This window comes from Pseudomonas sp. I2 (assembly GCF_040984075.1).
In the GTDB taxonomy this organism is placed as follows: Bacteria; Pseudomonadota; Gammaproteobacteria; order Pseudomonadales; family Pseudomonadaceae; genus Aquipseudomonas; species Aquipseudomonas guariconensis_B.
Window position 1 is genome coordinate 44,065 of record NZ_JBCGFQ010000006.1, and the last position, 24,792, is coordinate 68,856.

Annotated in this window: 21 protein-coding genes and 2 pseudogenes; 11 read left to right on the top strand and 12 right to left on the bottom strand. The window is 65.7% G+C overall.

Translation table 11 applies throughout. The annotated features are described in order from the left end of the window. Positions 1 to 7 precede the first annotated feature (7 nt). The 5 genes and pseudogenes from WCE05_RS04825 to WCE05_RS04845 all read right to left on the bottom strand — a co-directional run bounded on the left by WCE05_RS04825 (position 8) and on the right by WCE05_RS04845 (position 3,161). Complete coding sequence (locus WCE05_RS04825) at positions 8 to 745, bottom strand: substrate-binding periplasmic protein (RefSeq protein ID WP_368815522.1); 738 nt, start codon at positions 743 to 745, stop codon at positions 8 to 10. 389 nt (positions 746 to 1,134) lie between these two features. Further along, positions 1,135 to 2,112: a threonine/serine dehydratase gene (locus WCE05_RS04830; RefSeq protein ID WP_225788890.1), complete on the bottom strand. Its 978-nt coding sequence runs from the start codon at positions 2,110 to 2,112 to the stop codon at positions 1,135 to 1,137. An 8-nt stretch (positions 2,113 to 2,120) separates the two neighbouring features. Then, positions 2,121 to 2,279 (bottom strand): annotated as a pseudogene (locus tag WCE05_RS04835) (PAS domain-containing protein); the annotation flags it as partial. A 72-nt stretch (positions 2,280 to 2,351) separates the two neighbouring features. Continuing rightward, positions 2,352 to 2,648 carry a helix-turn-helix domain-containing protein gene (locus WCE05_RS04840; protein ID WP_225788889.1) on the bottom strand — a complete coding sequence of 99 codons (297 nt, stop codon included), beginning with the start codon at positions 2,646 to 2,648 and terminating at the stop codon, positions 2,352 to 2,354. Positions 2,649 to 2,660: 12 nt separating this feature from the next. Continuing rightward, positions 2,661 to 3,161, bottom strand: a complete 501-nt coding sequence (locus tag WCE05_RS04845) for a M48 family metallopeptidase (RefSeq protein WP_253102774.1) — start codon at positions 3,159 to 3,161, stop codon at positions 2,661 to 2,663. A gap of 107 nt (positions 3,162 to 3,268) precedes the next feature. On the opposite strand from WCE05_RS04845, the gene WCE05_RS04850 reads away from it, so the two are divergent. From WCE05_RS04850 to WCE05_RS04885, 8 genes are all read left to right on the top strand, one after another. After that, positions 3,269 to 4,174, top strand: a complete 906-nt coding sequence (locus tag WCE05_RS04850; RefSeq protein ID WP_368815523.1) for a helix-turn-helix domain-containing protein — start codon at positions 3,269 to 3,271, stop codon at positions 4,172 to 4,174. A gap of 153 nt (positions 4,175 to 4,327) precedes the next feature. Beyond that, a complete protein-coding gene (locus WCE05_RS04855) occupies positions 4,328 to 5,638 on the top strand; it encodes a sugar ABC transporter substrate-binding protein (protein ID WP_225788886.1) in 1,311 nt (436 codons plus the stop codon). A gap of 78 nt (positions 5,639 to 5,716) precedes the next feature. Next, positions 5,717 to 6,640 carry a carbohydrate ABC transporter permease gene (locus WCE05_RS04860; protein ID WP_225788885.1) on the top strand — a complete coding sequence of 308 codons (924 nt, stop codon included), beginning with the start codon at positions 5,717 to 5,719 and terminating at the stop codon, positions 6,638 to 6,640. Positions 6,641 to 6,650: 10 nt separating this feature from the next. Continuing rightward, on the top strand, positions 6,651 to 7,484 hold the full coding sequence (locus tag WCE05_RS04865) for a carbohydrate ABC transporter permease (protein ID WP_225788884.1): 834 nt from the start codon (positions 6,651 to 6,653) through the stop codon (positions 7,482 to 7,484). Positions 7,485 to 7,532: 48 nt separating this feature from the next. Further along, a complete protein-coding gene (locus tag WCE05_RS04870; RefSeq protein ID WP_253168197.1) occupies positions 7,533 to 8,645 on the top strand; it encodes an ABC transporter ATP-binding protein in 1,113 nt (370 codons plus the stop codon). A 24-nt stretch (positions 8,646 to 8,669) separates the two neighbouring features. Then, positions 8,670 to 10,145: a mannitol dehydrogenase family protein gene (locus tag WCE05_RS04875; protein WP_225788882.1), complete on the top strand. Its 1,476-nt coding sequence runs from the start codon at positions 8,670 to 8,672 to the stop codon at positions 10,143 to 10,145. Between the two features lie 17 nt (positions 10,146 to 10,162). Then, positions 10,163 to 11,650: a xylulokinase gene (gene xylB, locus WCE05_RS04880; protein WP_225788881.1), complete on the top strand. Its 1,488-nt coding sequence runs from the start codon at positions 10,163 to 10,165 to the stop codon at positions 11,648 to 11,650. A gap of 41 nt (positions 11,651 to 11,691) precedes the next feature. Continuing rightward, positions 11,692 to 12,711: a carbohydrate kinase gene (locus WCE05_RS04885; RefSeq protein WP_368815524.1), complete on the top strand. Its 1,020-nt coding sequence runs from the start codon at positions 11,692 to 11,694 to the stop codon at positions 12,709 to 12,711. 1 nt (position 12,712) lies between these two features. Here the strand turns inward: WCE05_RS04885 and WCE05_RS04890 are convergent. The 7 genes and pseudogenes from WCE05_RS04890 to tkt all read right to left on the bottom strand — a co-directional run. Further along, positions 12,713 to 14,068: pseudogene (locus tag WCE05_RS04890) on the bottom strand (diguanylate cyclase); the annotation flags it as partial. Between the two features lie 219 nt (positions 14,069 to 14,287). Further along, positions 14,288 to 15,352 carry a class II fructose-bisphosphate aldolase gene (fba, locus tag WCE05_RS04895; protein WP_225788879.1) on the bottom strand — a complete coding sequence of 355 codons (1,065 nt, stop codon included), beginning with the start codon at positions 15,350 to 15,352 and terminating at the stop codon, positions 14,288 to 14,290. 99 nt (positions 15,353 to 15,451) lie between these two features. Further along, a complete protein-coding gene (locus WCE05_RS04900) occupies positions 15,452 to 15,781 on the bottom strand; it encodes an MliC family protein (protein ID WP_368815525.1) in 330 nt (109 codons plus the stop codon). A 78-nt stretch (positions 15,782 to 15,859) separates the two neighbouring features. Continuing rightward, positions 15,860 to 16,078, bottom strand: a complete 219-nt coding sequence (locus WCE05_RS04905; protein ID WP_225788877.1) for a hypothetical protein — start codon at positions 16,076 to 16,078, stop codon at positions 15,860 to 15,862. Between the two features lie 32 nt (positions 16,079 to 16,110). After that, the gene (locus tag WCE05_RS04910) at positions 16,111 to 17,274 is read right to left on the bottom strand and encodes a phosphoglycerate kinase (protein WP_225788876.1); all 1,164 of its coding nucleotides are present in this window, start codon (positions 17,272 to 17,274) and stop codon (positions 16,111 to 16,113) included. Positions 17,275 to 17,286: 12 nt separating this feature from the next. Beyond that, entirely contained in the window at positions 17,287 to 18,348 is a 1,062-nt protein-coding gene (gene epd / locus WCE05_RS04915) for an erythrose-4-phosphate dehydrogenase (RefSeq protein ID WP_368815526.1), read from the bottom strand. A 148-nt stretch (positions 18,349 to 18,496) separates the two neighbouring features. Next, a complete protein-coding gene (tkt, locus tag WCE05_RS04920) occupies positions 18,497 to 20,494 on the bottom strand; it encodes a transketolase (RefSeq protein ID WP_368815527.1) in 1,998 nt (665 codons plus the stop codon). A gap of 264 nt (positions 20,495 to 20,758) precedes the next feature. Here tkt and WCE05_RS04925 point away from each other — a divergent pair, with 264 nt between their 5' ends. The 3 genes from WCE05_RS04925 to ligB all read left to right on the top strand — a co-directional run bounded on the left by WCE05_RS04925 (position 20,759) and on the right by ligB (position 24,777). Then, positions 20,759 to 21,754, top strand: a complete 996-nt coding sequence (locus tag WCE05_RS04925; protein WP_225788873.1) for a metalloregulator ArsR/SmtB family transcription factor — start codon at positions 20,759 to 20,761, stop codon at positions 21,752 to 21,754. A gap of 19 nt (positions 21,755 to 21,773) precedes the next feature. Continuing rightward, positions 21,774 to 22,964 carry a methionine adenosyltransferase gene (metK, locus tag WCE05_RS04930; protein WP_225788872.1) on the top strand — a complete coding sequence of 397 codons (1,191 nt, stop codon included), beginning with the start codon at positions 21,774 to 21,776 and terminating at the stop codon, positions 22,962 to 22,964. 145 nt (positions 22,965 to 23,109) lie between these two features. Continuing rightward, entirely contained in the window at positions 23,110 to 24,777 is a 1,668-nt protein-coding gene (ligB, locus tag WCE05_RS04935) for an NAD-dependent DNA ligase LigB (protein WP_225788871.1), read from the top strand. The last annotated feature ends 15 nt before the right edge of the window (positions 24,778 to 24,792 follow it).

A 24,792-nucleotide genomic window follows, 5' to 3' on the forward strand; every position in this document is an offset into this window, starting at 1 on the left:
CGCCTGATCAGAAACCATGCTCGTGCAATAACCGGGCGTAACTGCCGTCAGCTTTCATCGCTGCGATGGCCCGCTCGAAGCGTTCGACGACCTGCGCATGCCCGGGATACTTGAGGCTGACCAGGATATGCAGGCTGTTCTCGCCCAACGCAGGCTCGACGAACGCAACCGCATCATGCACCGCCGGTGCCTCACGCTGCAGGTGGTAGCGCGCCACGTACTCGTCCTCCACCGCCAGGTCGACCCGCCCTGCCGCCAGCATGCGCACCGCGGACGAGAAGTCGCGCACCGGCACCTTGCGCAGACGGCTATCGCTGTCGAACTCAGGCGAGTAGGCATAGTCGCGCACCACGGCAATGGCGTAGGGGTAGAGGTCGGACAGCTGCTTGTAGCTGAAGGCCGCATCCTGCTGCCTGAGCAGGCGGATGCGGTTGCTCAGGTAGGGCTGGGAGAACTGGCCGACAAGGGTCCGCGAGTCGTTGTACCAGGCATTGACCAGCACATCGTAGCGGCCCTCGCCGATACCCAGCAGGGCCCTGGCCCAGGGTACCTCCTCGACGTCGCAGGCATAGCCGGCACGGGTCAGCGCCGTGGTGACGATATGGGTGGCCAGGCCACCACCGGGCATCGTACTGTCCGTGAAAGGCGGCCAGTTGTCGGCCACCAGGCGCAGCCTCTCGTAACCCGAGGCGCAGGTCGCCAACAGCATGCCCAGCAAACCCAGAACGTGAAGCAGTGGCCGCATGCTCAAGTCCTTTCGCAGTTGAAGACCCACGCCTTTGAAGGCGATCCTCACGACTACAGGTTTTGCAGATTACACAACGGTGGACGCCATCGGCAGCCGACAATAATGTCAATTAGCCTCTAATTTAGCCGATTTCAGGGAAAATACCGGCTTGCCGCGATGCTCAGGCACACGAGGAAAAACCGCCGGCCTGACCATAATGCTGTTCACTTAAGTCTGATGTGACATCGATTGGGGCTGCCTTGCAGCCCTTCGCGGGCAAGCCCGCTCCCACAGGATCGTGCATTCCTTGAGGTTTGCAGCGTACTTGTGGGAGCGGGCTTGCCCGCGAAGGGCCGCAAGGCGGCCCCATTGCTTAAGCGCACAGCATTACCGGCCTGACCAGGCCTTCATGCGATCGCCTCAAGGTACTTGTCCAGCACGATGTTGCGCCCACACAACACCACCGCCACCTTCCTGCCCCGATAGGCCTGCGCCAAATGCTGCATGCCCGCCAGGGCGACACCTGCCGCGCCCTCGATGATCCAGCGTTCGCTGGCGGCAACGTCACGCATGGCCGCCCTGATCTGCTGTTCGCTGACCAGCACGGTGCGGTCCAGCAGTTGCTGGCAGAGGGGGAAGGTGATGCTGTCGGGCTCGACGCCGCCGGCGGTACCGTCGGAGATCGTCGGCGCCTCCTCCATCTCGATGATCCGCCCTTGCTCCAGCGAGCGCTGGAGGGTCGGGGCGTTGGCCGGCCAGCAGCCGATCACTTCCACCGACGGTGCAAGACGCCGCAGGGCGGCGCCAATGCCGCAGATCATGCCGCCACCCCCGACCGCGACGAAGACCGCCGCAAGGTCAGGCGCCTGCTCGAACAGTTCCATGCCGATGGTGCCCTGCCCAGCGATGATGTCGCGGTCGTTGTAGGGCGAGACGAAGGGCTTGCCCTGCAAGCGTGCTTGCCTGCCCGCCTCCAGCTCCACGCCCAGCGGGTCCATGTCCAGGCTCACCACCTGCGCGCCCAGCGCACGCATGGCCTCGAGCTTGTAGGGGGAGGCGTCGCGGGTGGTGTAGACCGTCACCGGCACGCCCAGCGTGCGACCCGCCAGGGCAAGCCCCTGCCCATGGTTGCCCGATGACGCGGTGATCACGCCCAGGCGCCGCTGCGAGGCGTCCAGCAGCCGCAGCTTGTTGCTGGCGCCGCGAAACTTGAAGGAGCCGGTGTGCTGCAGGTGTTCGCACTTGAGGAAGACCTCGCACCCGCTCATGGCCGAAAGTCGGGCGCTGTGCTCGAGCGGCGTCACGGCCACTTGTGGGCGCACTTCACGGTGCGCCTCGGTGATCGCCTGGTACAGCGCATCGAGGTAGGCGTCGTCGACGGTCATTGCAATGCCCCCAGCTTGCGCTTGGAGAGGTTGTTGGCGATGTGCACCACCGTCTGCGTCGAGAGGTCGTGGACCACCACCTCGGCATGGGGGAACAGCAAGGTGGCGATGCCGTCGGCCATGGCGGCGTAGTTGCTGAAGCGGGTGGCCTGCCGTCGTGCTGGCATCTGGGGTTTCCTGGAGCGAAGGGTTGCCAATGCTAATCCACCGGGAAAAGCCGTGGAAAGCGGCGCTGCTGCTCAGGGGTACCCCAGCACCTCACGGATGCTGCGCAGGTGCTGGATGATCCACTGCTTGTCGATCGCCCCCCAGTCGAGGATGCGGTAGTGCCCGGCATGATTGCGCGCCCCCACCTGCTGCTCGAACTCGCAGATGATGTCCAGGTCGGCCAGGGCAGCGATGGTGTCCTGGGCGGTGCGCCTGGGCATGCCGGTGGCCTCCATCAGCGCCGGCACGCTGGTGGCGGTCTGGCTGTCGATCAGCCAGGCCACGTACAGGCGGCGGTAGAAACTGCTCTTGGTCTTGCTTACATCCATGCTGCTCGTTCCTCAGGTAATGCCCGGCAGCTCCCGGTAGGTCAGGTAGACGCGCAGGTCGAACTCCAGTTGATGGTAATCCGGTTCCATGTACTGGCAGAGCTGGTAGAACGCCTTGTTGTGATCCCGCTCCTTCAGGTGCGCCAGCTCATGCACCACGATCATGCGCAGGAACTGCGGCGCCGCCTCCTTGAACAACGAGGCGATGCGGATTTCCTTCTTGGCCTTGAGCTTGCCACCCTGGACCCGCGACACCGCGGTGTTCAGGCCCAGGGCACGGTGGGTCAGGTCCAGGCGGTTGTCATAGAGTACCTTGTCCAGGCCCGGTGCGGTGCGCAGGTACTCCTGGCGCAGGTCCTGGGCATAGGCGTACAGCGCCTTGTCGCTCTGCACGTCATGACGGTCGGGATAACGCTGCTGCAGATAGTCGCCCAGGCGGTCGCTGGCGATCATCTGGCGTACCTGTTCCTGCAGATGCGGGGGATAGGCTTGCAGGTAGCGTAGGGCGGTCATGGCGTCGTGTCTGCTGGGGCGATGAGGGATTCTAGCGAATATGCAGCCCGCACTGACCGGCATTTTTTGGCTAGGATGTTCACTCGCCCCCGGTCGACGCCACCGCCATGCCAAAAGTCAGCAAAGTCACCGACCCGTCCTACGAACTGATGGACGACCACGAAGGCCACTCGCTGATCTACCGTCAGCACGGTTTTCCCAGCCCGCTGGTGCGCTGGCACTTCCACAAGGAATACGAGCTGCACCTGATCGTCGCCAGCTCCGGCAAGGTATTCATCGGCGACTATATCGGCAACTTCGCCCCCGACACGCTGTTCCTCACAGGCCCGAACCTGCCGCATAACTGGATCAGCCAGGTCGCCCCCGACGAAGTGGTGAGCAAGCGCGACATGCTGGTCAATTTCACCGACGAGGTGCTCGAGGACGGCAGCAGCGTGTTCTCCGAGCTGAACCAGCTCACGCCACTGCTGGCCAGGGCGCGCTACGGCATCGAGTTCCGCGACCCTGCGCTGATCGCCGAAAGCCGGCAGTTGCTGCAACGCATCGCCGACAACCGTGGCATGACGCGCCTGGGATACTTTTTTATCCTCATGGAACAGCTCGCGGCCTGCAAAGACTACCAACTGCTGTCCACCGTCACCTCCTCGCAGCTGGCCGACGAACACCACGTCGAGCGCATCAACCGGGCCGTGGACTACATCTTCCAGCACTACGCCCAGGACCTCACCCAGAGCGAGGTCGCCGAACACCTGGGAATGACGCCCACCTACTTCTCGCGCTTCTTCAAGCAGGCCGCAGGGCGCGGCTTCGTCGAGTTCGTCAACCGCCTGCGGGTCAGCAAGTCCTGCGAACTGCTGGCCAAGAGCGACCTGCCGGTGACCGAAGTGTGCTTCGAGTCGGGCTTTAGCAACCTGTCGAACTTCAACCGGCGCTTCCAGCAGCTCAAAGGCATGACCCCTTCCGACTACCGCAGCCTGGTGACCCAGCGGCTGACCGAGCAGAACCGGCTCTGAACGAATCCCCGTGCCGCCCAGTGCAAAAAAGTATCAGCCAAAGTGCAGTCGAGGCTTTGTCGGCTCCGCTGCATGGCGGTGTAATCGGCGGCGAGCGACACAAAAACAATAATGTCTCCCGCACCGCCCCCGGTCCGGGAGGGGAGTTCACAGATGAACGACTCGATCAAGGCCTGTGTGGCCGCCGCCTGCCTGAGCCTGCCGCTGTTCGCCCAGGCCGCCGAAACCCTGACCATCGCCACGGTCAACAACAACGACATGATCCGCATGCAGCGGCTGTCCAAGGTGTTCGAGGAGCAGCATCCAGACATCAGGCTCAAGTGGGTGGTGCTCGAAGAGAACGTGTTGCGCCAGCGCTTGACCACCGATATCGCCACCCAGGGTGGGCAGTTCGACGTGCTGACCATCGGCATGTACGAAGCCGCGCTGTGGGGTGCCAAGGGCTGGCTGGAGCCGATGACGAACCTGCCCGCCGACTACGACTTGGACGACGTGTTCCCCTCGGTGCGCGACGGCCTGTCGGTGCAAGGCACCTTGTACGCGCTGCCCTTCTACGCCGAAGCCTCGATCACCTACTACCGCAAGGACCTGTTCCAGCAGGCCGGGCTGGACATGCCCGAGCAGCCGACCTGGACCCAGCTCGCCGGGTTCGCCGCCAAGCTGAACGCCCCCGACCAGGACCAGTACGGCATCTGCCTGCGCGGCAAGGCCGGCTGGGGCGAGAACATGGCCCTGGTCGGCACCGTGGCCAACGCCTTCGGCGCGCGCTGGTTCGACGAGCAGTGGCAACCGCAGTTCAGCGGCGCGCAGTGGAAGAACGCCCTGAACTTCTACGTCGACACCCTGAAGCAGTACGGCCCGCCCGGCGCCTCCAGCAACGGCTTCAACGAAAACCTGGCGCTGTTCAACAGCGGCAAGTGCGCGATCTGGGTCGATGCCAGCGTTGCCGGCTCGTTCGTCACCGACAAGCGCCAGAGCAAGGTCGCCGACCAGGTCGGCTTCACCTTCGCGCCGAAGGAAGTGACCGACAAGGGTGCCTCCTGGCTGTATGCGTGGGCGCTGGCGATTCCCAGCAGTTCCAAGGCCAAGGAGGCGGCGAAGACCTTCAGCACCTGGGCCACCTCCGAGGCATACGGCAAGCTGGTGGCCGACAGGGAAGGCGTGGCCAACGTGCCGCCAGGCACCCGCGCCTCGACCTACAGCGATGCCTATCTGGCGGCCGCGCCCTTCGCCCAGGTGACGCTGGAGTCGCTCAAACGGGTCGACCCGAACCACCCCACCCTCAAGCCGGTGCCTTATGTCGGTATCCAGCTCGTGACCATTCCCGAGTTCCAGGCCATCGGCACGCAGGTCGGCAAGCTGTTCTCCGCCGCCCTGACCGGGCAGATGAAGGTCGACCAGGTGCTCGCCGCCGCCCAGCAATCCACCGCCCGCGAGATGAAACGCGCCGGTTATCCCAAGTAACCCGCCCCTGACCGTTGCCGCGCCGCTACCGGCGCGGTGGCTGGCCGCTCGCCCTCTTTCGATGCACACGGAGTCGCCATGAACACTTCGGCCCTCGATACCCCGACCCTCGCCGCCACGCGCCCCGGCAAACGCCGTGTCGGCCCTGGCTGGTTCCTGGTCAGCCCCTCGGTGGCGCTGCTGCTGTTGTGGATGATCGTCCCCCTGGGCATGACCCTGTATTTTTCGTTGATCCGCTACAACCTGCTGTACCCTGGCGAGAACGCATTCGTCGGCCTGGAGAACTTCAGCTTCTTCGTCACCGACGCCGGCTTCTTGCCCGGCGCCCTGAACACCTTGACGCTGGTCGGGAGCGTGCTGGCGATCAGCGTGGTGTTCGGCGTGCTCATCGCCGCGTTGCTGGAGGCGGGTGAATTCTGGGGCCGGGGCGTGGTGCGGGTGCTGCTGATCTCGCCGTTCTTCATCATGCCCACGGTCAGCGCGCTGCTGTGGAAGAACCTGATCTTCCATCCGGTGTCGGGCATTCTCGCCGCCGTGTGGCGCCTGTTCGGCGCCCAGCCGGTGGACTGGCTGGCGCATTATCCACTGCTGTCGATCATCCTGATCGTCTCCTGGCAGTGGCTGCCGTTCGCCATCCTGATCCTGATGACCGCCATGCAATCCCTCGATCAGGAGCAGAAGGAAGCCGCGCGCCTGGACGGCGCCGGCCCGCTGGCCATTTTCTGGCACCTGACCCTGCCGCACCTGGCGCGGCCCATCGCCGTGGTGGTGATGATCGAGACGATCTTCCTGCTCTCGGTGTTCGCCGAGATCTTCACCACCACCAGCGGCGGCCCCGGCTACGAGTCCACCAACCTCGCCTACCTGATCTACAACCAGGCACTGCTGCAGTTCGATGTCGGTATGGCATCGGCCGGTGGCCTGATCGCCGTGCTGATCGCCAACATCGCCGCCATCGTGCTGGTGCGGATGATCGGCAAGAACCTCACCGAGCGCAGCTGAGGAGCCCGCCATGCTGACACTCAAGCAAACCCGTCGCCTGCGCGATGCATCGATCGGCCTGTTGTGCTGGGGCATCGCCCTGGTGATCTTCTTCCCGATCTTCTGGATGCTGCTGACCAGCTTCAAGACCGAGCTCGACGCATTCGCCACGCCGCCGCAGTTCCTCTTCCAGCCGACCCTGGAGAACTACCTGCACATCAACGAGCGCAGCGACTACTTCGCCTATGCCTGGAACTCGGTGCTGATTTCCTTCTCCGCCACCTTGCTGTGCATGCTGATCGCGGTGCCCGCCGCCTACTCCATGGCCTTCTTCGAGACGCGCCACACCAAGCGCACGCTGCTCTGGATGCTGTCGACCAAGATGCTGCCGCCGGTCGGGGTGCTGATGCCGATCTACCTGCTGGCCAAGCAGTTCGGCCTGCTCGACTCGCGCCTGGCGCTGGTCATCGTCTACACCCTGATCAACCTGCCGATCGTGGTCTGGATGGTGTACACCTACTTCAAGGACATCCCCGTCGACATCCTCGAAGCGGCACGCCTGGACGGCGCCGGTACCTGGCAGGAAATCATCCGCGTGCTGCTGCCGATCGCCCGTGGCGGCCTGGCCTCGACCCTGCTGCTGTCGCTGATCCTGTGCTGGAACGAGGCCTTCTGGTCGCTCAACCTGACCTCCTCGGCCGCCGCCCCGCTGACCGCGCTGGTCGCCTCCTATTCAAGCCCCGAAGGCCTGTTCTGGGCCAAGCTCTCGGCCGTTTCCACCCTGGCCTGCGCACCGATCCTGATCTTCGGCTGGATCAGCCAGAAGCAACTGGTCCGCGGCCTGTCCTTCGGCGCCGTGAAATGAATCGCCCGTTCTCCCCTATGTTCCCGGCCAACGCGGAGGTAACTCGACATGGCTGACCTGAAGATCCGCAACCTGCAAAAAGGCTTCGATGGGCACGCCATCATCAAGGGCATCGACCTGGACGTGCGCGACCGCGAGTTCGTCGTGTTCGTCGGCCCGTCCGGCTGCGGCAAGTCGACCCTGCTGCGGCTGATCGCCGGCCTTGAGGAGGTCAGCAGCGGCAGCATCACCCTCGATGGCCTCGACATCACCGACACCGCCCCGGCCAAGCGCGACCTGGCCATGGTGTTTCAGACCTACGCGCTCTACCCGCACATGACCGTGCGCAAGAACCTGTCGTTCGCCCTGGACCTGGCGGGCGTGGACAAGCGCGACGTGGCCGCCAAGGTGGACAACGCCGCGCGCATCCTCGAGCTGCAGCCACTGCTCGAACGCAAGCCACGCCAGCTCTCCGGTGGCCAGCGCCAGCGGGTGGCGATCGGCCGGGCGATTGTGCGTAACCCGAAGATCTTCCTGTTCGACGAGCCGCTGTCGAACCTCGACGCGGCGCTGCGGGTGCAGATGCGCCTGGAGCTGGCGCGCCTGCACCAGGAACTGGCCGCGACCATGATCTACGTGACCCACGACCAGGTCGAGGCGATGACCCTGGCCGACAAGGTGGTGGTGCTCAACGGCGGGCGCATCGAGCAGGTCGGCTCGCCCCTGGAGCTCTACCACCACCCGGCCAACCTGTTCGTCGCAGGCTTCCTCGGCACGCCGAAGATGGGCTTCTTGCGCGGGCACCTGAGCCGCAACCAAGGCAACCAATGCGAGGTCGCCCTCGAGTGCGGCACACGCGTCGCCCTGCCCTTGTGCGTGGGCGAGCTGCCGACCGGCAGCCAGGTGACACTGGGCATCCGCCCCGAACACCTGAACATCACCCGCAGCGGGCACGGCGCCCTGGGTTCGCTGCAGGTCACCGCCGATGTCAGCGAACGCCTGGGCAGCGACAGCTACTGCCATGTGCGTACCGCCTGCGCCGAGATGCTCACCGTGCGCGTGCGCGGCGACTTCGCGCCAGCCTTCGGCGAGCAACTGGAACTGAACTTCGACCCGGGGCACTGCCACCTGTTCGACAGCCACGGCCAGGCCCTCGACAAACGCCTGCAACAGGTGGCCTGAAGCCGCCTTCCAAGGATGTTCAAGATGAAACTCAACCAGCACAACCTCGGCCTGCTGGCGACCACGGTCGCCTGTCCTTCCTATGATCCGGCGCACTTGCGTCAGGGCATCGTGCACATCGGCGTCGGCGGCTTCCACCGTGCCCACCAGGCCGCCTACACCGACGCCCTGATGAACCGTGGCGAGGGCCTCGACTGGGCCATCTGCGGCGTTGGCCTGCGCAGCGAGGATCGCGCCATGCGTGATGCCCTGGCCGCGCAGGACCACCTCTACACCTTGTTCGAGCTGGGCGACCAGGCCGACACCGACGTGCGCGTGATCGCCGCCATCAACGGCATGCTGCTGGCCGAAGATGGCGCCGAGGCGCTGCTGGCCAAGCTGGCCGAGCCTGCCATCCGCATCGTCTCGCTGACCATCACCGAGGGCGGCTACTGCATGGACGACAGCACCGGCGAGTTTCGCGCCGACCTGCCGCAGATCCAGCACGACCTGGCCAATCCGCAGGCACCGCGCAGTGTCTTCGGCTTTCTCTGCGAAGCGCTGCGCCGCCGCCGTGCAGCCGGGGTGGGGGCATTCACGGTGATGTCGTGCGACAACCTCCCGCACAACGGCGAGGTGACACGCAAGGCGCTGCTGGCCTTCGCCCATCACCTCGACCCCGACCTGGCCCAGTGGATCGACGGCAACGTGAGTTTCCCCAACGCCATGGTCGACCGCATCACGCCGATGACCAGCAGCGCCCACCGCGTGGCGCTGGCCGAACGGCATGGCATCGAGGATGCCTGGCCGGTGGTCTGCGAACCCTTCGTGCAGTGGGTGCTGGAAGACAAGTTCGTCGCCGGGCGCCCGGCCTGGGAACAGGTTGGCGTACAGTTCACCGACGATGTCACGCCCTACGAACAGATGAAGATCAAGCTGCTCAACGGCAGCCACCTGGCCCTGACCTACCTGGGCTTCCTGCAGGGCTACCGCTTCGTCCACGAAACCCTGGCCGACCCGCTGCTGCGCCGCTACGTGCGCACCTTCATGGACCGGGACGTGACCCCGCAGCTCGCGCCAGTGCCTGGTATCGACCTGGAATGCTACAAGGACAGCCTGGCCGAGCGCTTCGCCAACCGCGCCATCGCCGACCAACTGGAGCGGGTGTGCTCGGACGGCTCGTCGAAGTTTCCCAAGTTCATCGTGCCCACCGCCAATCGCCTGATCGCCGACGGCCAGCCGCTGGAGCGCGTGGCCCTGGTGGTGGCGGCCTGGGCGCTGTACCTGCGCGGGGTGGACGAGAACGGCACGACCTATGCGATTCCCGACCCGCGCGCCTCGGACTGCCAGGCCCGCGCCGTGCAACGCGATGGGCTGGCCGCCAGGGTGCTGGGCGACGAAGCGATCTTCGGCACGCTGATACCGGCCTCCAAGGCCTTCGTCGCGGCGTTCGAGCGGATGTACGACAGCTTGCGCGAATTCGGCGTGAGCGAAACCCTGCGCCGAGTACTCGGCGACTGAACCCGGAGCACGACGACATGGACGGACTGTTCCTCGGCATCGATTGCGGCACCCAAGGCACCAAGGCTTTGGTGCTGGACGCCGGCAGCGGCCACGTGCTCGGCCTGGGCAGCGCCGCGCATCAGCCACCGCAGGGCACTGGCGGACGCCGGGAACAGGACCCCGGCGACTGGCTGGCCGCCCTGCGTACCGCCGTGGGCGGTGCCTTGCGTGAAGCGGGCGTGAGCGGCAAGGCAATCCGTGGGCTGGCGGTGTCCGGCCAGCAGCACGGGCTGGTGCTGCTCGACGCCCAGGGCCAGGTGCTGCGTCCGGCCAAGCTGTGGTGCGATACCCAGAGCACGCCGGAAAACCTCGAACTGCTCGAGGCCCTCGGCGGCGCCCCGGGTTCGCTGGAGCGACTGGGGCTGGTGATCGCGCCGGGCTACACGGTGTCCAAGCTGCTGTGGAGCAAACGCCGCTTCCCCGAACTGTTCGAACGCGCCGCCCATATCCTGCTGCCCCACGACTACCTCAATCACTGGCTGACCGGCCGCGCCTGCAGCGAACCCGGCGATGCGTCGGGCACCGGCTACTACGATGTGCGCCGCCGGGCCTGGGCAGCCGATGTGCTGCAACTGATCGAACCGGGCGAGCGCTTGCTGGCAGCGCTGCCCGAACTGGTCGAGCCCGGTGACTGCATCGGCACGCTGCGCACGCAGGCCGCCGAGCTGCTCGGCCTCAGCCCCCAGGCCTGGGTGGCCAGTGGTGGTGGCGACAACATGCTCGGGGCCATCGGCACCGGCAATATCCACCCCGGCATGATCACCCTCAGCCTGGGCACCTCTGGCACCCTGGCGGCCCACGCCGATCATCCGCTGGTCACACAGGGCGAGGTAGCGACGTTCTGTGCCTCGAGCGGTGGCTGGCTGCCGCTGATCTGCACGATGAACCTGACCAGCGCCTGTGGCCTGGTGCAGGCGCTGCTGCAACTGGATCGGGAGCACTTCGCCCAGCTCGCCGGGCAGGCGCCGATCGGCGCCGAAGGCTTGCTCATGCTGCCGTTCTTCGACGGCGAACGGGTGCCCGCGTTGCCCGACGCCAGCGCCAGCCTGCACGGCATGACCAGCAACAACCTGACCCGCGCCAATCTCTGCCGGGCAGTGCTGGAGGGCACCTGCTTCAGCCTGCGCCTTGGCCTGGACCTGCTGCGCGCCAGCGGCCTGCCAGGCGAAGAGATCCGCCTGGTCGGCGGCGCGGCGAAAAGCCCGCTGTGGCGCCAGGTGCTCGCCGACCTGCTCGGCCTGCCGGTGGTCTGTCCCCGGCAGACCGAAGCCGCTACCCTTGGCGCGGCGATCCAGGCTGCCTGGAGCCTGGGCCGCCAGCAGGGCGATGGCGACAGCCTGGATGCCTTGTGCCAGCGCTGCGTGAGCCTCGACGAGCGCACCCGCACGGTGCCACGGCCCGCTCAGCAGGCCGCTTATGAAATGGCCTACCAACGTTACCGGGAGCATCTACCTGGACGCTGATCGCAGGCCCCTTTCCCCTCTTTCGTGTCGGAGAGCACTTCATGTACCTGGTCTGTGGCGAAGCCTTGTTCGATGTCTTCAGCCTGGAAAATGCCCCTCGCAGCGGCGAACTGGGCTTCACCGCGATCGCTGGCGGCTCGCCGTTCAACGTCGCCGTCGGCCTGCGTCGGCTGGGCGCAGAGGCGGCGCTGTTCGGTGGGTTGTCCAGTGACTACCTGGGTGAGCGCCTGCGCCGCGTGCTGGAAGAGGAGCACGTGGACTGCCGCTTCCTGGTCTCCAGCGACGCGCCCACTACCCTGGCCATGGTGGGCCTGGATGCAAAGGGAGCGGTGCAGTACCAGTTCCGCGGCGAAGGTTGTGCCGACCGGCAGGTTCGCCTCGAGCATCTACCGACGCTGGACAAGCGGGTGCGCGGCCTGCATGTGGGCTCCTACACCCTGGTGGTGACGCCGGTGGCCGAAACGCTGCTGGCGCTGGTGCAACGCGAAAGCCACCGACGCTTCATCAGCCTCGACCCCAACGTACGCCTCAACCCGCAACCGGATGTACAGCGTTGGCGGCACCAGGTCGAAGCCTTCGCCCGCCATGCCCACCTCATCAAGGTCAGCGAGGAAGACCTGGCCCTGCTCTACCCGACCCGTTCTCCCGCAGAGGTGGCGCGTGGCTGGCTCAACGAGCGCTGCCGGCTGGTGTTCATCACCCACGGGGGCAACGGTGCCAGCGTGCATTGTGCGCATGGCTCCTGGGCACGGCCCGCCGACACTTCGCGGGAGGTGCGTGACACAGTCGGTGCGGGCGATACCTTCCAGGCCGCGGTGCTCGCCTACCTCGCCCGCCTCGGTGCGGACAGCGCCGAGGGGCTGGCGGCCCTGGAACGGGAAACGATCGACGGGATACTCACCTTCGCCATCCGCGCGGCCGCCATCACCTGTTCGCGAACCGGCCCGCAACTGCCCTTCGCCCATGAGCTGGCTAGCGCCCCCGCCATGGACAGCGCGCCGGAGCAGCCCCTGCTTCGTTGGCAGGCATCGGCCGCCCCCTCAGGTGGCGGTCGAGCTTGAGGTCGAGCATCAACTGCGAATGGGGCCGACCAGTGAGTTGCGGGTCATGGAACCGGTACTGCTGGCGCCCGTCGCGCTTGGCCGCGTACATCGCGGCATCGGCAGCACGCAGCAACCCTTCGACAGTGACGCCGCAGTCCGCAGAGGTGGCGATGCCGATACTGACGCCAAGGCTCATGCCAAACCCGTCCAGTTGCGGGTGGCTGGCCATGCGTTCGAGCAGCCGCTCGGCAAAGCGCCCGGCCAACGCCGGGTCGGGCAAGTCCCCGAACAAGGCAATGAACTCATCGCCGCCCATGCGCGCCAGCATGGCGTGGCCGCCCAGGCAATCCTCGAGCTGTTCGGCGACCCAACGCAGCACCTGGTCGCCAGCCTCGTGACCGAGCGAGTCGTTGATCCGCTTGAAGCCGTCCAGGTCCATGTACATCAGGGCCTGAACCTTGCCCTGGCACTCGTTGCGCAACAGTGCCCCTTCGGCAGCCTGGTAGAAACCACGGCGGTTGAGCAGGCCGGTGAGCGGATCGGTGACCGCTTGGTACTCCAGTTGCTGGTGCAGGGTACGCACCACCGACATGTCCAGCACCGTGATCACCATGGCCCGCTGCTCTGCAGGCAACGGCGCACAGGAAAGAGCGACGGGGATCGACTGGCCATCGAGGGTACGCAGGCAGGCATCGTGCAGGCGCATGATCCGCCGCTCCAGGTAGGCGTGGTGGAAGTCCGAATCGCACCAGTGGCTGGCGCCTGGCAGCTGGACCAGTTCCAGCACGGGAACGCCTTGCAGCTTTCCCTGCGGGGCGGCCAGCAGCCGTGAGAGGGCCGGGTTGGCAAAGGCGATGATGCCCGCCTCGTCCACCACCAGGATGCCCTCGGCGGCGTTGTCCAGGATCGAGGCGTTGAACGCCCTGGCCGACTCCAGTTCGCGGGTCAGGCACTGCAGCATGCGCCGGTTGCGCTGATGCTCCAGCAATGCCTGGACCTTGGGCTTGAGGATCTGCGGGTCGAAGGGCTTGAACAGGTAGTCCACCGCGCCGATGGCATAGCCCTCGAGCACGGCGGCCTCGGATTGCTCGTTGGCGCTAAGGAAGATGATCGGAATCAGGCGCGTGCGCTGGCTACCGCGCATCAGGCGGGCGACCTCGAAACCGTCCATGCCGGGCATGCACACATCCAGCAAGACCAAGTCCACATCGTGCTGCAGCAGGGCATCCAATGCCTCCCTGCCCGAGCCAGCCGTCAATATGCGCCGATCGTGCCGCGCCAGCAGGGCTTGCATGCTGGTCAGGTTCTGCGGGTAGTCGTCGACAACCAGCAGAACGGATTGGCCGTCCGGGGTCTGGGGGTGAGCTCCATCCATGCCGCGTCTCTTGTAAGGGGGATTCCGTCTGAGATTGGATCCGATTGATTACTCTAGACTCGGCCTTGCAGGAAGCAATGAAATCAGATCGCTATCAGCTAACAAAAGTACGATGAGCCGACTAACGGTCATGGCCCGTTCCTGGGGCTGCCTCGCAGTCCCCATGCACGCACAAAAAAACCCGCATCACTGCGGGTTTTTTTCGTTGCGAAGGCCGGATCAGTTGATCTTGGCAGCCAACTCGCCCTTGGCGTAGCGCTGGAACATGCCTTCCAGGGAGATCGGCTTGATCTTCGAGGCGTTGCCGGCAGTGCCGAAGGCTTCGTAGCGGGCGATGCAGATGTCACGCATGGCTTCGATGGTCTTGGCGAAGTACTTGCGCGGGTCGAACTCGGACTTGTTCTGCTCCAGGAAGCGACGGATCGCGCCAGTGGAGGCCAGGCGCAGGTCGGTGTCGATGTTCACCTTGCGCACGCCGTGCTTGATGCCCTCGACGATCTCCTCGACCGGTACGCCGTAGGTTTCCTTGATGTCACCACCGAACTCGTTGATGATCGCCAGCCAGTCCTGCGGGACCGAGGAAGAACCGTGCATCACCAGGTGGGTATTGGGGATGCGCTTGTGGATTTCCTTGATGCGGTCGATGGCCAGGATGTCGCCGGTCGGCGGCTTGGTGAACTTGTAGGCGCCGTGGCTGGTGCCGATGGCGATCGCCAGAGCGTCGACCTGGGTCTTCTTGACGAAGTCGGCGGCCTCTTCCGGGTCGGTCAGCATCTGGCTGTGATCCAGGATACCTTCGGCGCCGACACCGTCTTCCTCACCGGCCTGGCCGGTTTCCAGGCTGCCCAGGCAGCCCAGCTCGCCTTCCACGGACACGCCGCAGGCATGGGCGAACGCCACGGTCTGCTGGGTCACACGGACGTTGTAGTCGTAGTCCGACGGGGTCTTGCCGTCTTCGCGCAGGGAACCGTCCATCATCACCGAGCTGAAGCCCAGCTGGATGGAGCGCTGGCACACGTCCGGGCTGGTGCCGTGGTCCTGGTGCATGCACACCGGGATGTGCGGGAATTCTTCGATCGCCGCCAGGATCAGGTGGCGCAGGAAGGGGGCACCGGCGTACTTGCGGGCACCGGCCGAGGCCTGGACGATGACCGGGGAGTCGGTCTTGTCGGCGGCTTCCATGATGGCGCGCATCTGCTCGAGGTTGTTGACGTTGAAAGCCGGAACGCCGTAGCCGAACTCGGCGGCGTGGTCCAGCATCTGGCGCATGCTAATGAGTGCCATTGTGTATCTCTCTCCCGACAAGCGTCGTTGTTTCGTGCAAGCCTGCCGCAGGGGCGGTTGCTGTTCAAGTAGTGTGGGCCATCATCGCGGCCCGGCCAGTCACGGTGCCTTGCAGCCCCGCCCTATCAGATCGTTGGTCGCCACCCAGTACAGCAGGCCTTCGTCGCCCTTGGTGTGGAAAGCCAGCACCCCGTCACTGTACAGCGCGCCGGAGGCGCCCGGCTCGGACGTGAGACGGTAGACCTGGTCGCCACCGCCCAGGCGCACGTCGACCGCATCCTGCGTGGCGTTGGCGAAGCGCCAGAGCACTTCGGCCTGGCTGTCGCAGACCCAACGGGTCCAGTTGTCCGCCGGGGCGGGTTGCGCCGGCTGCAGCAACGAGCATCCTGCCAGTGTCGCCAGGGCCATCGAGGCCATCAGCGCGTTCATTCGATATCCCCGCGAAGGGCCGCACAGCGGCCCCTTCTTCAAGACCACAAAACAACCGCCAGGTTGCCAGGTACCCGATCAAGGGCATCCCGGCGCCTTGCGCTGGTGCTCGTCGTCGTATTTTTCCAGGCCCTCCGGGCCCAGGCGCTTGTTGATCACCGGTACCGTCTCCGCCTGCCACTGGGACTGGTAGCAGCCGCCGGCAGGTGGCTGCGACGGCTCGGTATCCTGGCCCTTGTTGCTGGAGCAGGCGCCCAGCGACAGGGCCACGATCATCCACGGCAATTGCTTGACCATCAGGCCGCTCCCTTTGCCAGGCGCCTTCGTTCTCAGGCCTTGGCCCGTTCTTCCAGGATTGCCACGGCGGGCAGGACCTTGCCTTCGACGAATTCGAGGAACGCACCGCCACCGGTAGAAATGTAGGAGATATTGGCACCGACGCCATACTTGTCGATGGCCGCCAGGGTGTCGCCGCCACCGGCGATGGAGAACGCGGCGCTGTCGGCGATGGCCTTGGCCAGCACCTTGGTGCCGTTGCCGAACTGGTCGAACTCGAACACACCGACCGGGCCGTTCCACAGGATGGTCTGCGACGACTTCAGCAGCTCGGCGAACTGTGCGGCGGTCTGCGGGCCGATGTCCAGGATCATGTCGTCATCGGCCACCTCGGCGATGGCCTTGACGGTGGCCTCGGCGCTCTCGGCGAACGCCTTGGCGACCACTACGTCGACCGGCAGCGGCACGCTGACCTTGGCGGCGATGGCCTTGGCCGTCTCGACCAGATCAGGCTCGTACAGCGACTTGCCGACCTTGTGGCCTGCGGCGGCGAGGAAGGTGTTGGCGATGCCGCCACCGACGATCAACTGGTCGCAGACGCTGCTCAAGCTGTTGAGCACATCCAGCTTGGTGGACACCTTGGAGCCGGCGACGATCGCCGCCATCGGCTTGGCCGGGGCCTTCAGGGCCTTGCCCAGGGCGTCCAGTTCGGCGGCCAGCAGCGGGCCGGCCGCGGCGATCTTGGCGAACTTGGCCACACCATGGGTGGAGCCCTCGGCGCGGTGGGCAGTACCGAAGGCGTCCATGACGAACACATCGCACAGGGCGGCGTACTTCTGCGCCAGCTCGTCGGCGTTCTTCTTCTCGCCCTTGTTGAAGCGCACGTTCTCGAACAGCACCAGGTCGCCAGCCTTGACCTCGACGCCATCCAGGTAGTCGGCGACCAGCGGTACGTCGCGGCCCAGTGCCTTGGCCAGGTAGTCGGCGACCGGCTTGAGGCTGTTCTCGGCGGAGAACTCACCCTCGGTCGGACGGCCCAGGTGCGAGCAGACCATTACCGCCGCACCCTTCTCCAGGGCCAGCTTGATGGTCGGCAGCGCAGCCTGGATACGCGCGTCGCTGGCTACCACACCGTCCTTCACGGGGACGTTGAGGTCTTCGCGGATCAGTACGCGCTTACCTTGCAGGTCGAGGTCGGTCATCTTCAACACGGTCATGAATGCAGTCCTTCAGGGCTGTTTGGTGCGGGTTTGGTGGACGACGTGCAGGAAATGGTCGGCAACGTCGAGCATACGGTTGGCGAACCCCCATTCGTTGTCGAACCAGGCCAGCAGGTTCACCAGGCGGGGGCCTGAGACACGGGTCTGGCTGGCATCGACGATCGCCGAATGCGGGTCATGGTTGAAATCACAGCTGGCGTGCGGCAGTTCGGTGTAGGCCAGCAAGCCTTTCAACGGGCCGTCCAGCGCCGCCTCGCGCAACACCCGGTTGACCTCAGCCGCGCTGGTGTCGCGGGCGGTCTGCAGGGTGATGTCCAGGCACGACACGTTGACGGTCGGCACGCGTACGGCTTTGGCCTGGATTCGCCCGGCAAGTTCCGGAAGCAGGCGCTCGATGCCCCGCGCAAGGCCGGTGGACACCGGGATCACCGACTGGAAGGCCGAGCGCGTGCGGCGCAGGTCTTCGTGGTGGTAGGCATCGATCACCGGCTGGTCGTTCATCGCCGAGTGGATGGTGGTGATCGACACGTACTCGATACCGAATACCTGGTCGAGCACGCGCAGCAGCGGCACGCCGCAGTTGGTGGTGCAGGAGGCGTTCGACACCAGGCGCTCGCTGCCGTCCAGGCAACCCTGGTTGATGCCGTAGACCACCGTGGCATCCACGTCCGCCTCGCTGGCCATCGGCTGGGAGAACAGTACCCGTGGCGCTCCGGCATCGAGAAAGCGCTGGCCATCGGCACGGGTGTGGTAGGCGCCGGAGCACTCCAGCACCAGGTCGATACCCAGGGCGGCCCAGTCGATGCCTTCCGGGCTTGCGCTGCGCAGCACCTTCACGCAGTCGCCGTTGATGTGCAGGCAATCGCCGTCGACCTTCACCTCGCCGGGGAAACGCCCGTGGGTGGAGTCGAAGCGAGTCAGGTATTCGAGGCTGGCCTGATCGGCCAAATCGTTCAGCGCAACGATCTCGAAGCCGGCATCCGCCCCTCGCTCGAACAGTGCGCGCAAGACACAGCGGCCGATGCGGCCGTATCCGTTGAGTGCAACTTTGTAGGGACGCTGGTGGGGCATGAACAGGCTCACGAACTAGTGCGTTGTCTGGGCAGGCCAATGGGGCCGCTGCACGGCCCATCGCGGGCAAGCCCGCTCCCACAGGTTCACGCGATACCTGTGGGAGCGGGCTTGCCCGCGAAAAGGCCGGTACAGCCTCACCGACCGATCAGTCTTCCAGCAGCTCTTCGGCAGTACCCAGGATGTTCTCCAGGGTGAAGCCGAACGCTTCGAACAGCGCACCGGCCGGAGCCGATTCGCCGTAGGTGGTCATGCCGATGATACGGCCTTCGAGGCCCACGTACTTGTACCAGAAGTCCGCATGGGCCGCTTCGATGGCGATGCGCGCGCCCACCTCGACCGGCAGTACCGACTGTTTGTAGGCGGCATCCTGGGCATCGAACACGCTGGTGCATGGCATGGATACCACGCGCACCTTGCGGCCCTGCTCGGTCAGCGTGGCATGCGCCTGGACCGCCAGCCCCACTTCCGAACCGGTGGCGATCAGGATCAGCTCAGGCTCGCCGGCGCAGTCCTTGAGGACGTAGCCACCACGGGCGATGTCGGCGATCTGCTGGGCGTCGCGCTCCTGATGCTGCAGGTTCTGGCGCGAGAAGATCAGCGCCGACGGGCCGTCCCGGCGCTCCAGGGCGCTCTTCCAGGACACGGCCGACTCGACCGCATCGGCCGGGCGCCAGGTGTCCAGGTTCGGCGTGCTGCGCAGGGCGGTCAGTTGCTCGATCGGCTGGTGGGTCGGGCCGTCCTCGCCCAGGCCGATGGAGTCGTGGGTGTAGACGTGGATCACGCGCTGTTTCATCAGCGCCGACATGCGCACCGCGTTGCGCGCGTATTCCATGAACATCAGGAAGGTCGCGCCGTACGGCACCAGGCCGCCGTGCAGGGCGACGCCGTTCATGATGGCGGTCATGCCGAACTCGCGCACGCCGTAGAACACGTAGTTGCCGCTGGCGTCATCGGCCTCGACGCCCTTGCAGCCTTTCCACAGGGTCAGGTTGGAGCCGGCCAGGTCGGCCGAACCACCGAGGAACTCGGGCAGCAGCGGGCCGAAGGCGTTCAGGGTGTTCTGGCTGGCCTTGCGGCTGGCGATGGTCTCGCCCTTGGCAGCGACTTCGTTGATGTAGACCTGGGCCTTCTCGGCGAAATCGGCTGGCAACTCGCCGCTCTGGCGGCGTTGGAACTCGGCGGCCAGCTCAGGGTAGGCCTTGGCGTAGGCGTCGAAGCGCAGGTTCCAGTCGGCCTCGAGCTTGGCGCCGGCGGCCTTGGCGTCCCACTCGGCGTAGATCTCGGCAGGGATCTCGAACGGGCCGTGGTTCCAGTTCAGTTCCTTGCGCGCCAGGGCGATCTCGTCGTTGCCCAGCGGCGCGCCGTGGCAGTCTTCCTTGCCCTGCTTGTTGGGCGAGCCGAAGCCGATGATGGTCTTGCAGCAGATCAGGGTCGGCCGGTCGCTCTTGCGCGCGGTCTCGATCGCCATCTTGATCTCGTCGGCGTCATGGCCGTCGACGTTGCGGATCACCTGCCAGTTGTAGGCCTCGAAACGCTTCGGCGTGTCGTCGGTGAACCAGCCGTGAACCTCGCCATCGATGGAGATGCCGTTGTCGTCGTAGAAGGCGATCAGCTTGTTCAGGCCCAGGGTGCCGGCCAGCGAGGCGACTTCGTGGGAAATGCCTTCCATCATGCAGCCATCACCGAGGAACACGTAGGTGTTGTGGTCGACGATGGTGTGGCCGTCACGGTTGAACTGGGCGGCCAGCACCTTCTCCGCCAGGGCGAAGCCCACGGCGTTGGCCAGGCCCTGGCCCAGCGGGCCGGTGGTGGTCTCGACGCCCGCGGTGTAGCCGTACTCCGGGTGGCCCGGGGTGCGGCTGTGCAGTTGGCGGAAGGCCTTGAGGTCGTCGATCGACAGGTCGTAGCCGGTCAGGTGCAGCAGCGAATAGATCAGCATCGAGCCGTGGCCGTTGGACAGCACGAAGCGATCGCGGTCGGCGAATTTCGGGTTGCTCGGGTTGTGCTTCAGGTAGTCGCGCCAAAGCACTTCGGCGATATCCGCCATGCCCATGGGGGCACCTGGGTGGCCGCTGTTGGCCTTTTGCACGGCATCCATGCTGAGGGCACGAATGGCGTTGGCACGTTCACGACGGCTGGGCATCGCTGAGTCTCCTGGGGCTTGAATAAGGTAGTGGAACGAAAAAAGGCGGCCATTTTCGCCCACAGGCGGGTCCGGGGGCAAACTTTTCCAGCCACGAATCCAGCCACGAGTGACGAGCTTCAAGCTACAAAGGGAGGCAGAGCGGTGATCGGCCCGCTTTATCGCTCGCAGCGTGGCGCTCGAAGCTTACAGCTCATCGGCAATATCAAAACTTTTTGATATTGCTATTGCGACGACAGCATCCCCTGTCTAGACTGCCGCCTCATGAACCTACGTGCGCCCTCGGCAGACCACCAGCGAAGCGACGAACTGGCCGCCCTGTGCAAGGCCGGTGGCGACCCCTTGCGCCTGAACGTGCTGCGCGCCCTGGCCAGCGATTCGTTCGGCGTGCTGGAGTTGGCGCAGATCTTCGGCATCGGCCAGTCGGGCATGAGCCACCACCTCAAGGTGCTCGCCCAGGCCGATCTGGTGGCCACCCGCCGCGAAGGCAACGCGATCTTCTATCGCCGCGCCCTGCCCGATAGCCTGCGCCTGGGCGGCCGCCTGCACGCGGCACTGCTCGAGGAGGTCGACGGCCTGGCCCTGGCGCAGGACGTGCAGGCGCGCATCGCCCAGGTACAGCAGCGCCGGGCGGCCACCAGCCAGGATTTCTTCCTGCGCGTGGAAGAGAAGTTCCGCGCCCAGCAAGACCTGATCGCCGGCCTGCCGCAGTACCGCGAGAGCCTGCTGGCCCTGCTCGACAAGCTCAGCTTCGCGCCGACGGCCAGCGCACTGGAGGTCGGCCCGGGCGACGGCGGTTTCCTGCCGGACCTGGCGCGGCGCTTCGCCCAGGTCACGGCGCTGGACAACAGCCCGACCATGCTCGAGCTGGCACGCCAGGTCTGCCAGCGCGAAGGCCTGGACAATGTAACCCTGCAGTTGGCCGATGCACTGGGTGCAACGGATGTGGAAGCCGACTGCGTTGTGCTGAACATGGTCCTGCACCATTTCAGCGACCCGGCCCTGGCCCTGCGCCTGCTGGCCAAACGGGTGAAGGCCGGCGGCAGCCTGCTGATCACCGAGTTGTGCAGCCATGACCAGGGGTGGGCGCGGGAAGCCTGCGGCGACCTCTGGCTGGGCTTCGAGCAGGACGACCTGGCCCGTTGGGCCAATGTTGCGGGGCTGGCACCCGGGGACAGCCTCTACGTGGGCTTGCGTAACGGTTTCCAGATCCAGGTCCGCCATTTCCAGCGGGCCACTGGCGACACTCACCATCGGTAAATTTTAGGAACCCGTCGAGATGAGCGAATACTCCCTTTTCACCTCCGAGTCCGTGTCCGAAGGGCATCCGGACAAGATCGCCGACCAGATTTCGGACGCGGTCCTTGATGCAATCATTGCCCAGGACAAGTATGCCCGCGTGGCCTGCGAAACCCTGGTCAAGACCGGTGTCGCCATCATCGCCGGCGAAGTGACCACCTCCGCCTGGGTCGACCTGGAGGAACTGGTGCGCAAGGTCATCATCGACATCGGCTACAACAGCTCCGAGGTCGGTTTCGACGGCGCCACCTGCGCGGTGATGAACATCATCGGCAAGCAGTCCGTGGACATCGCCCAGGGCGTCGACCGCTCCAAGCCTGAAGACCAGGGCGCTGGCGACCAGGGCCTGATGTTCGGCTATGCCAGCAACGAAACCGACGTACTGATGCCGGCACCGATCTGCTTCTCGCACCGCCTGGTCGAGCGCCAGGCCGAGGCGCGCAAGTCTGGCCTGCTGCCGTGGCTGCGCCCGGACGCCAAGTCCCAGGTCACCTGCCGCTACGAGAACGGCAAGGTGGTCGGCATCGATGCCATCGTCCTGTCGACCCAGCACAACCCGGAAGTGTCCTACAAGGACCTGCGTGAAGCGGTCATGGAGCTGATCGTCAAGCACACCCTGCCGGCCGAACTGCTGCACAAGGACACCCAGTTCCACATCAACCCGACCGGCAACTTCATCATCGGTGGCCCGGTGGGCGACTGCGGCCTGACCGGCCGCAAGATCATCGTCGACTCCTACGGCGGCATGGCTCGCCACGGTGGCGGCGCCTTCTCCGGCAAGGACCCGTCCAAGGTCGACCGTTCGGCCGCCTATGCCGGTCGCTACGTGGCCAAGAACATCGTCGCCGCCGGCCTGGCCGAGCGCTGCGAGATCCAGGTGTCCTACGCCATCGGCGTCGCCCAGCCGACCTCCATCTCGATCAACACCTTCGGCACCGGCAAGGTCGCCGACGACAAGATCGTGCAACTGGTCCGTGAATGCTTCGACCTGCGTCCGTATGCGATCACTACCATGCTCGACCTGCTCCACCCGATGTACCAGGAGACCGCTGCCTACGGCCACTTCGGCCGTATTCCGCAGCAGAAGACCGTCGGCGACGACACCTTCACCACGTTCACCTGGGAACGCACCGACCGCGCCGACGCCCTGCGCGACGCTGCCGGGTTGTAAGCAGCGGCAAGCTGCAAGACCAAAGCCCCTGCCGAGTGATCGGCAGGGGCTTTTTCGTGACATATCGGCTGACAACTGCGCGCGGCGGCCAGGGCGAGGCTTGCCTAGGCTAAGCATTTCCCGTTGCCACGCAAGGATGCTGGCCATGCCGTTCGTGTTGATCGTTGCCCTGTTCGTCCTGTCATCCATGGCCCATGCCGGGGATTGCCCGGCATGGGCTGACGAGCGCGCTCGCAAGGAGGTCGCGCAATTGCGCCAGACCCTCGCCCGGTGGGACGACCACTATCATCGCCAAGGCATCTCGCTGGTGCCGGACGAGCTGTACGACCAGAGCCGGCAGCGGCTGCTGCAGCTTCAAGGTTGCTTCGCACTGGCATACACCGACAACCCGCTGGCCAGCGCCCGTGGCACCATCGCCCACCCGATCGCCCATACCGGCGTTGCCAAGCTGGTCGATGAACACGCCATGGAACGCTGGATGCGCGGCAAGCACGGCGTCTGGATCCAGCCCAAGGTCGATGGGGTCGCCGTATCGCTGGTCTATCGCCAAGGCCAGCTGGTGCGTCTGCTCAGCCGTGGCGATGGCGTGCGAGGGCACGATTGGAGTCGCCATGTTCCCCAACTGGCGGGGGTCGTTCGGCAATTGCCCCAGCCGCTCGACCTGGTTCTGCAAGGGGAGCTCTACTGGCGTCTCGATGAGCACGTACAGGCAACCGCCGGCGGCGCCAATGCGCGCGGTACCGTGGCCGGGCTGATGGCGCGCAGGCAATTGACCGCCGAGCAAGGCGCCGGTATCGGCCTGTTCGTCTGGGACTGGCCCGAAGGCCCGGCTTCCCAGGGCGAACGCCTCGCACGGCTGGCATCGCTGGGCTTCCCCGACAGCCAGCAATTCAGCGTCGCCATCGACAGCCCGGCACAAGCCGCCCACTGGCGCCAGCACTGGTATCGCTCGCCGCTGCCATTTGCCAGCGATGGCGTGATCCTGCGCCAGGACAGTCGCCCGCCCGCACAACGCTGGCGCGCCCAGGCGCCCTACTGGATCGCCGCCTGGAAATACCCGTACCGTCGAGCCATGGCCGAGGTGCGCAAGGTCCATTTCAGGGTCGGGCGAACCGGGCGTGTCACACCCGTGCTGCACCTGCAGCCACTACTGCTGGATGACCGGCGCATCAGCCAGGTCAGCCTGGGTTCGCTGGCGCGCTGGCAGGCGCTGGACATACGCCCGGGCGACCAGGTGGCGATCAGCCTTGCCGGGCTGACCATCCCCAGGCTGGAAAACGTGGTGCATCGCAGTGTTCAGCGCGCACCGCTGAGCGTGCCGGAACCTGGCCGCTATCACCCGCTGAGCTGCTGGCAGGACAGCGAGGCCTGCCGGGAGCAGTTCATCGCCCGGCTGGCCTGGCTCGGCGGCAAGCAAGGGCTGGCGATGCCACGCGTAGGGACGGCGGCCTGGGCACAATTGGTCGAAAGTGGCCTGGTCGGCACCCTGGACGGCTGGCTCGCCCTGACCCGCGATGAACTACTGCGCGTACCCGGGATCGCCGAGACACGCGCCGAGCAGTTGCAGCAGGCCTTCGCCCAGGCGCGTAGGCAGCCTTTCCCGCGCTGGCTGCGCGCCCTTGGCGTCCCGGCCCCCAAGGATCTCGAACTGGGGCCGGACTGGCAGACCCTGGCAGCCAGGAGCCCCACGCAATGGATGGCGGAGCCGGGCATCGGCCGCCACCGGGCCGAGCAACTGCATGCGTTTTTCCAGAACGAGGATGTACAGATACTGGCCAAACAATTGCACCGGCATGCAATCGAGGGTTTCTAATTTCTGCGGATCAAG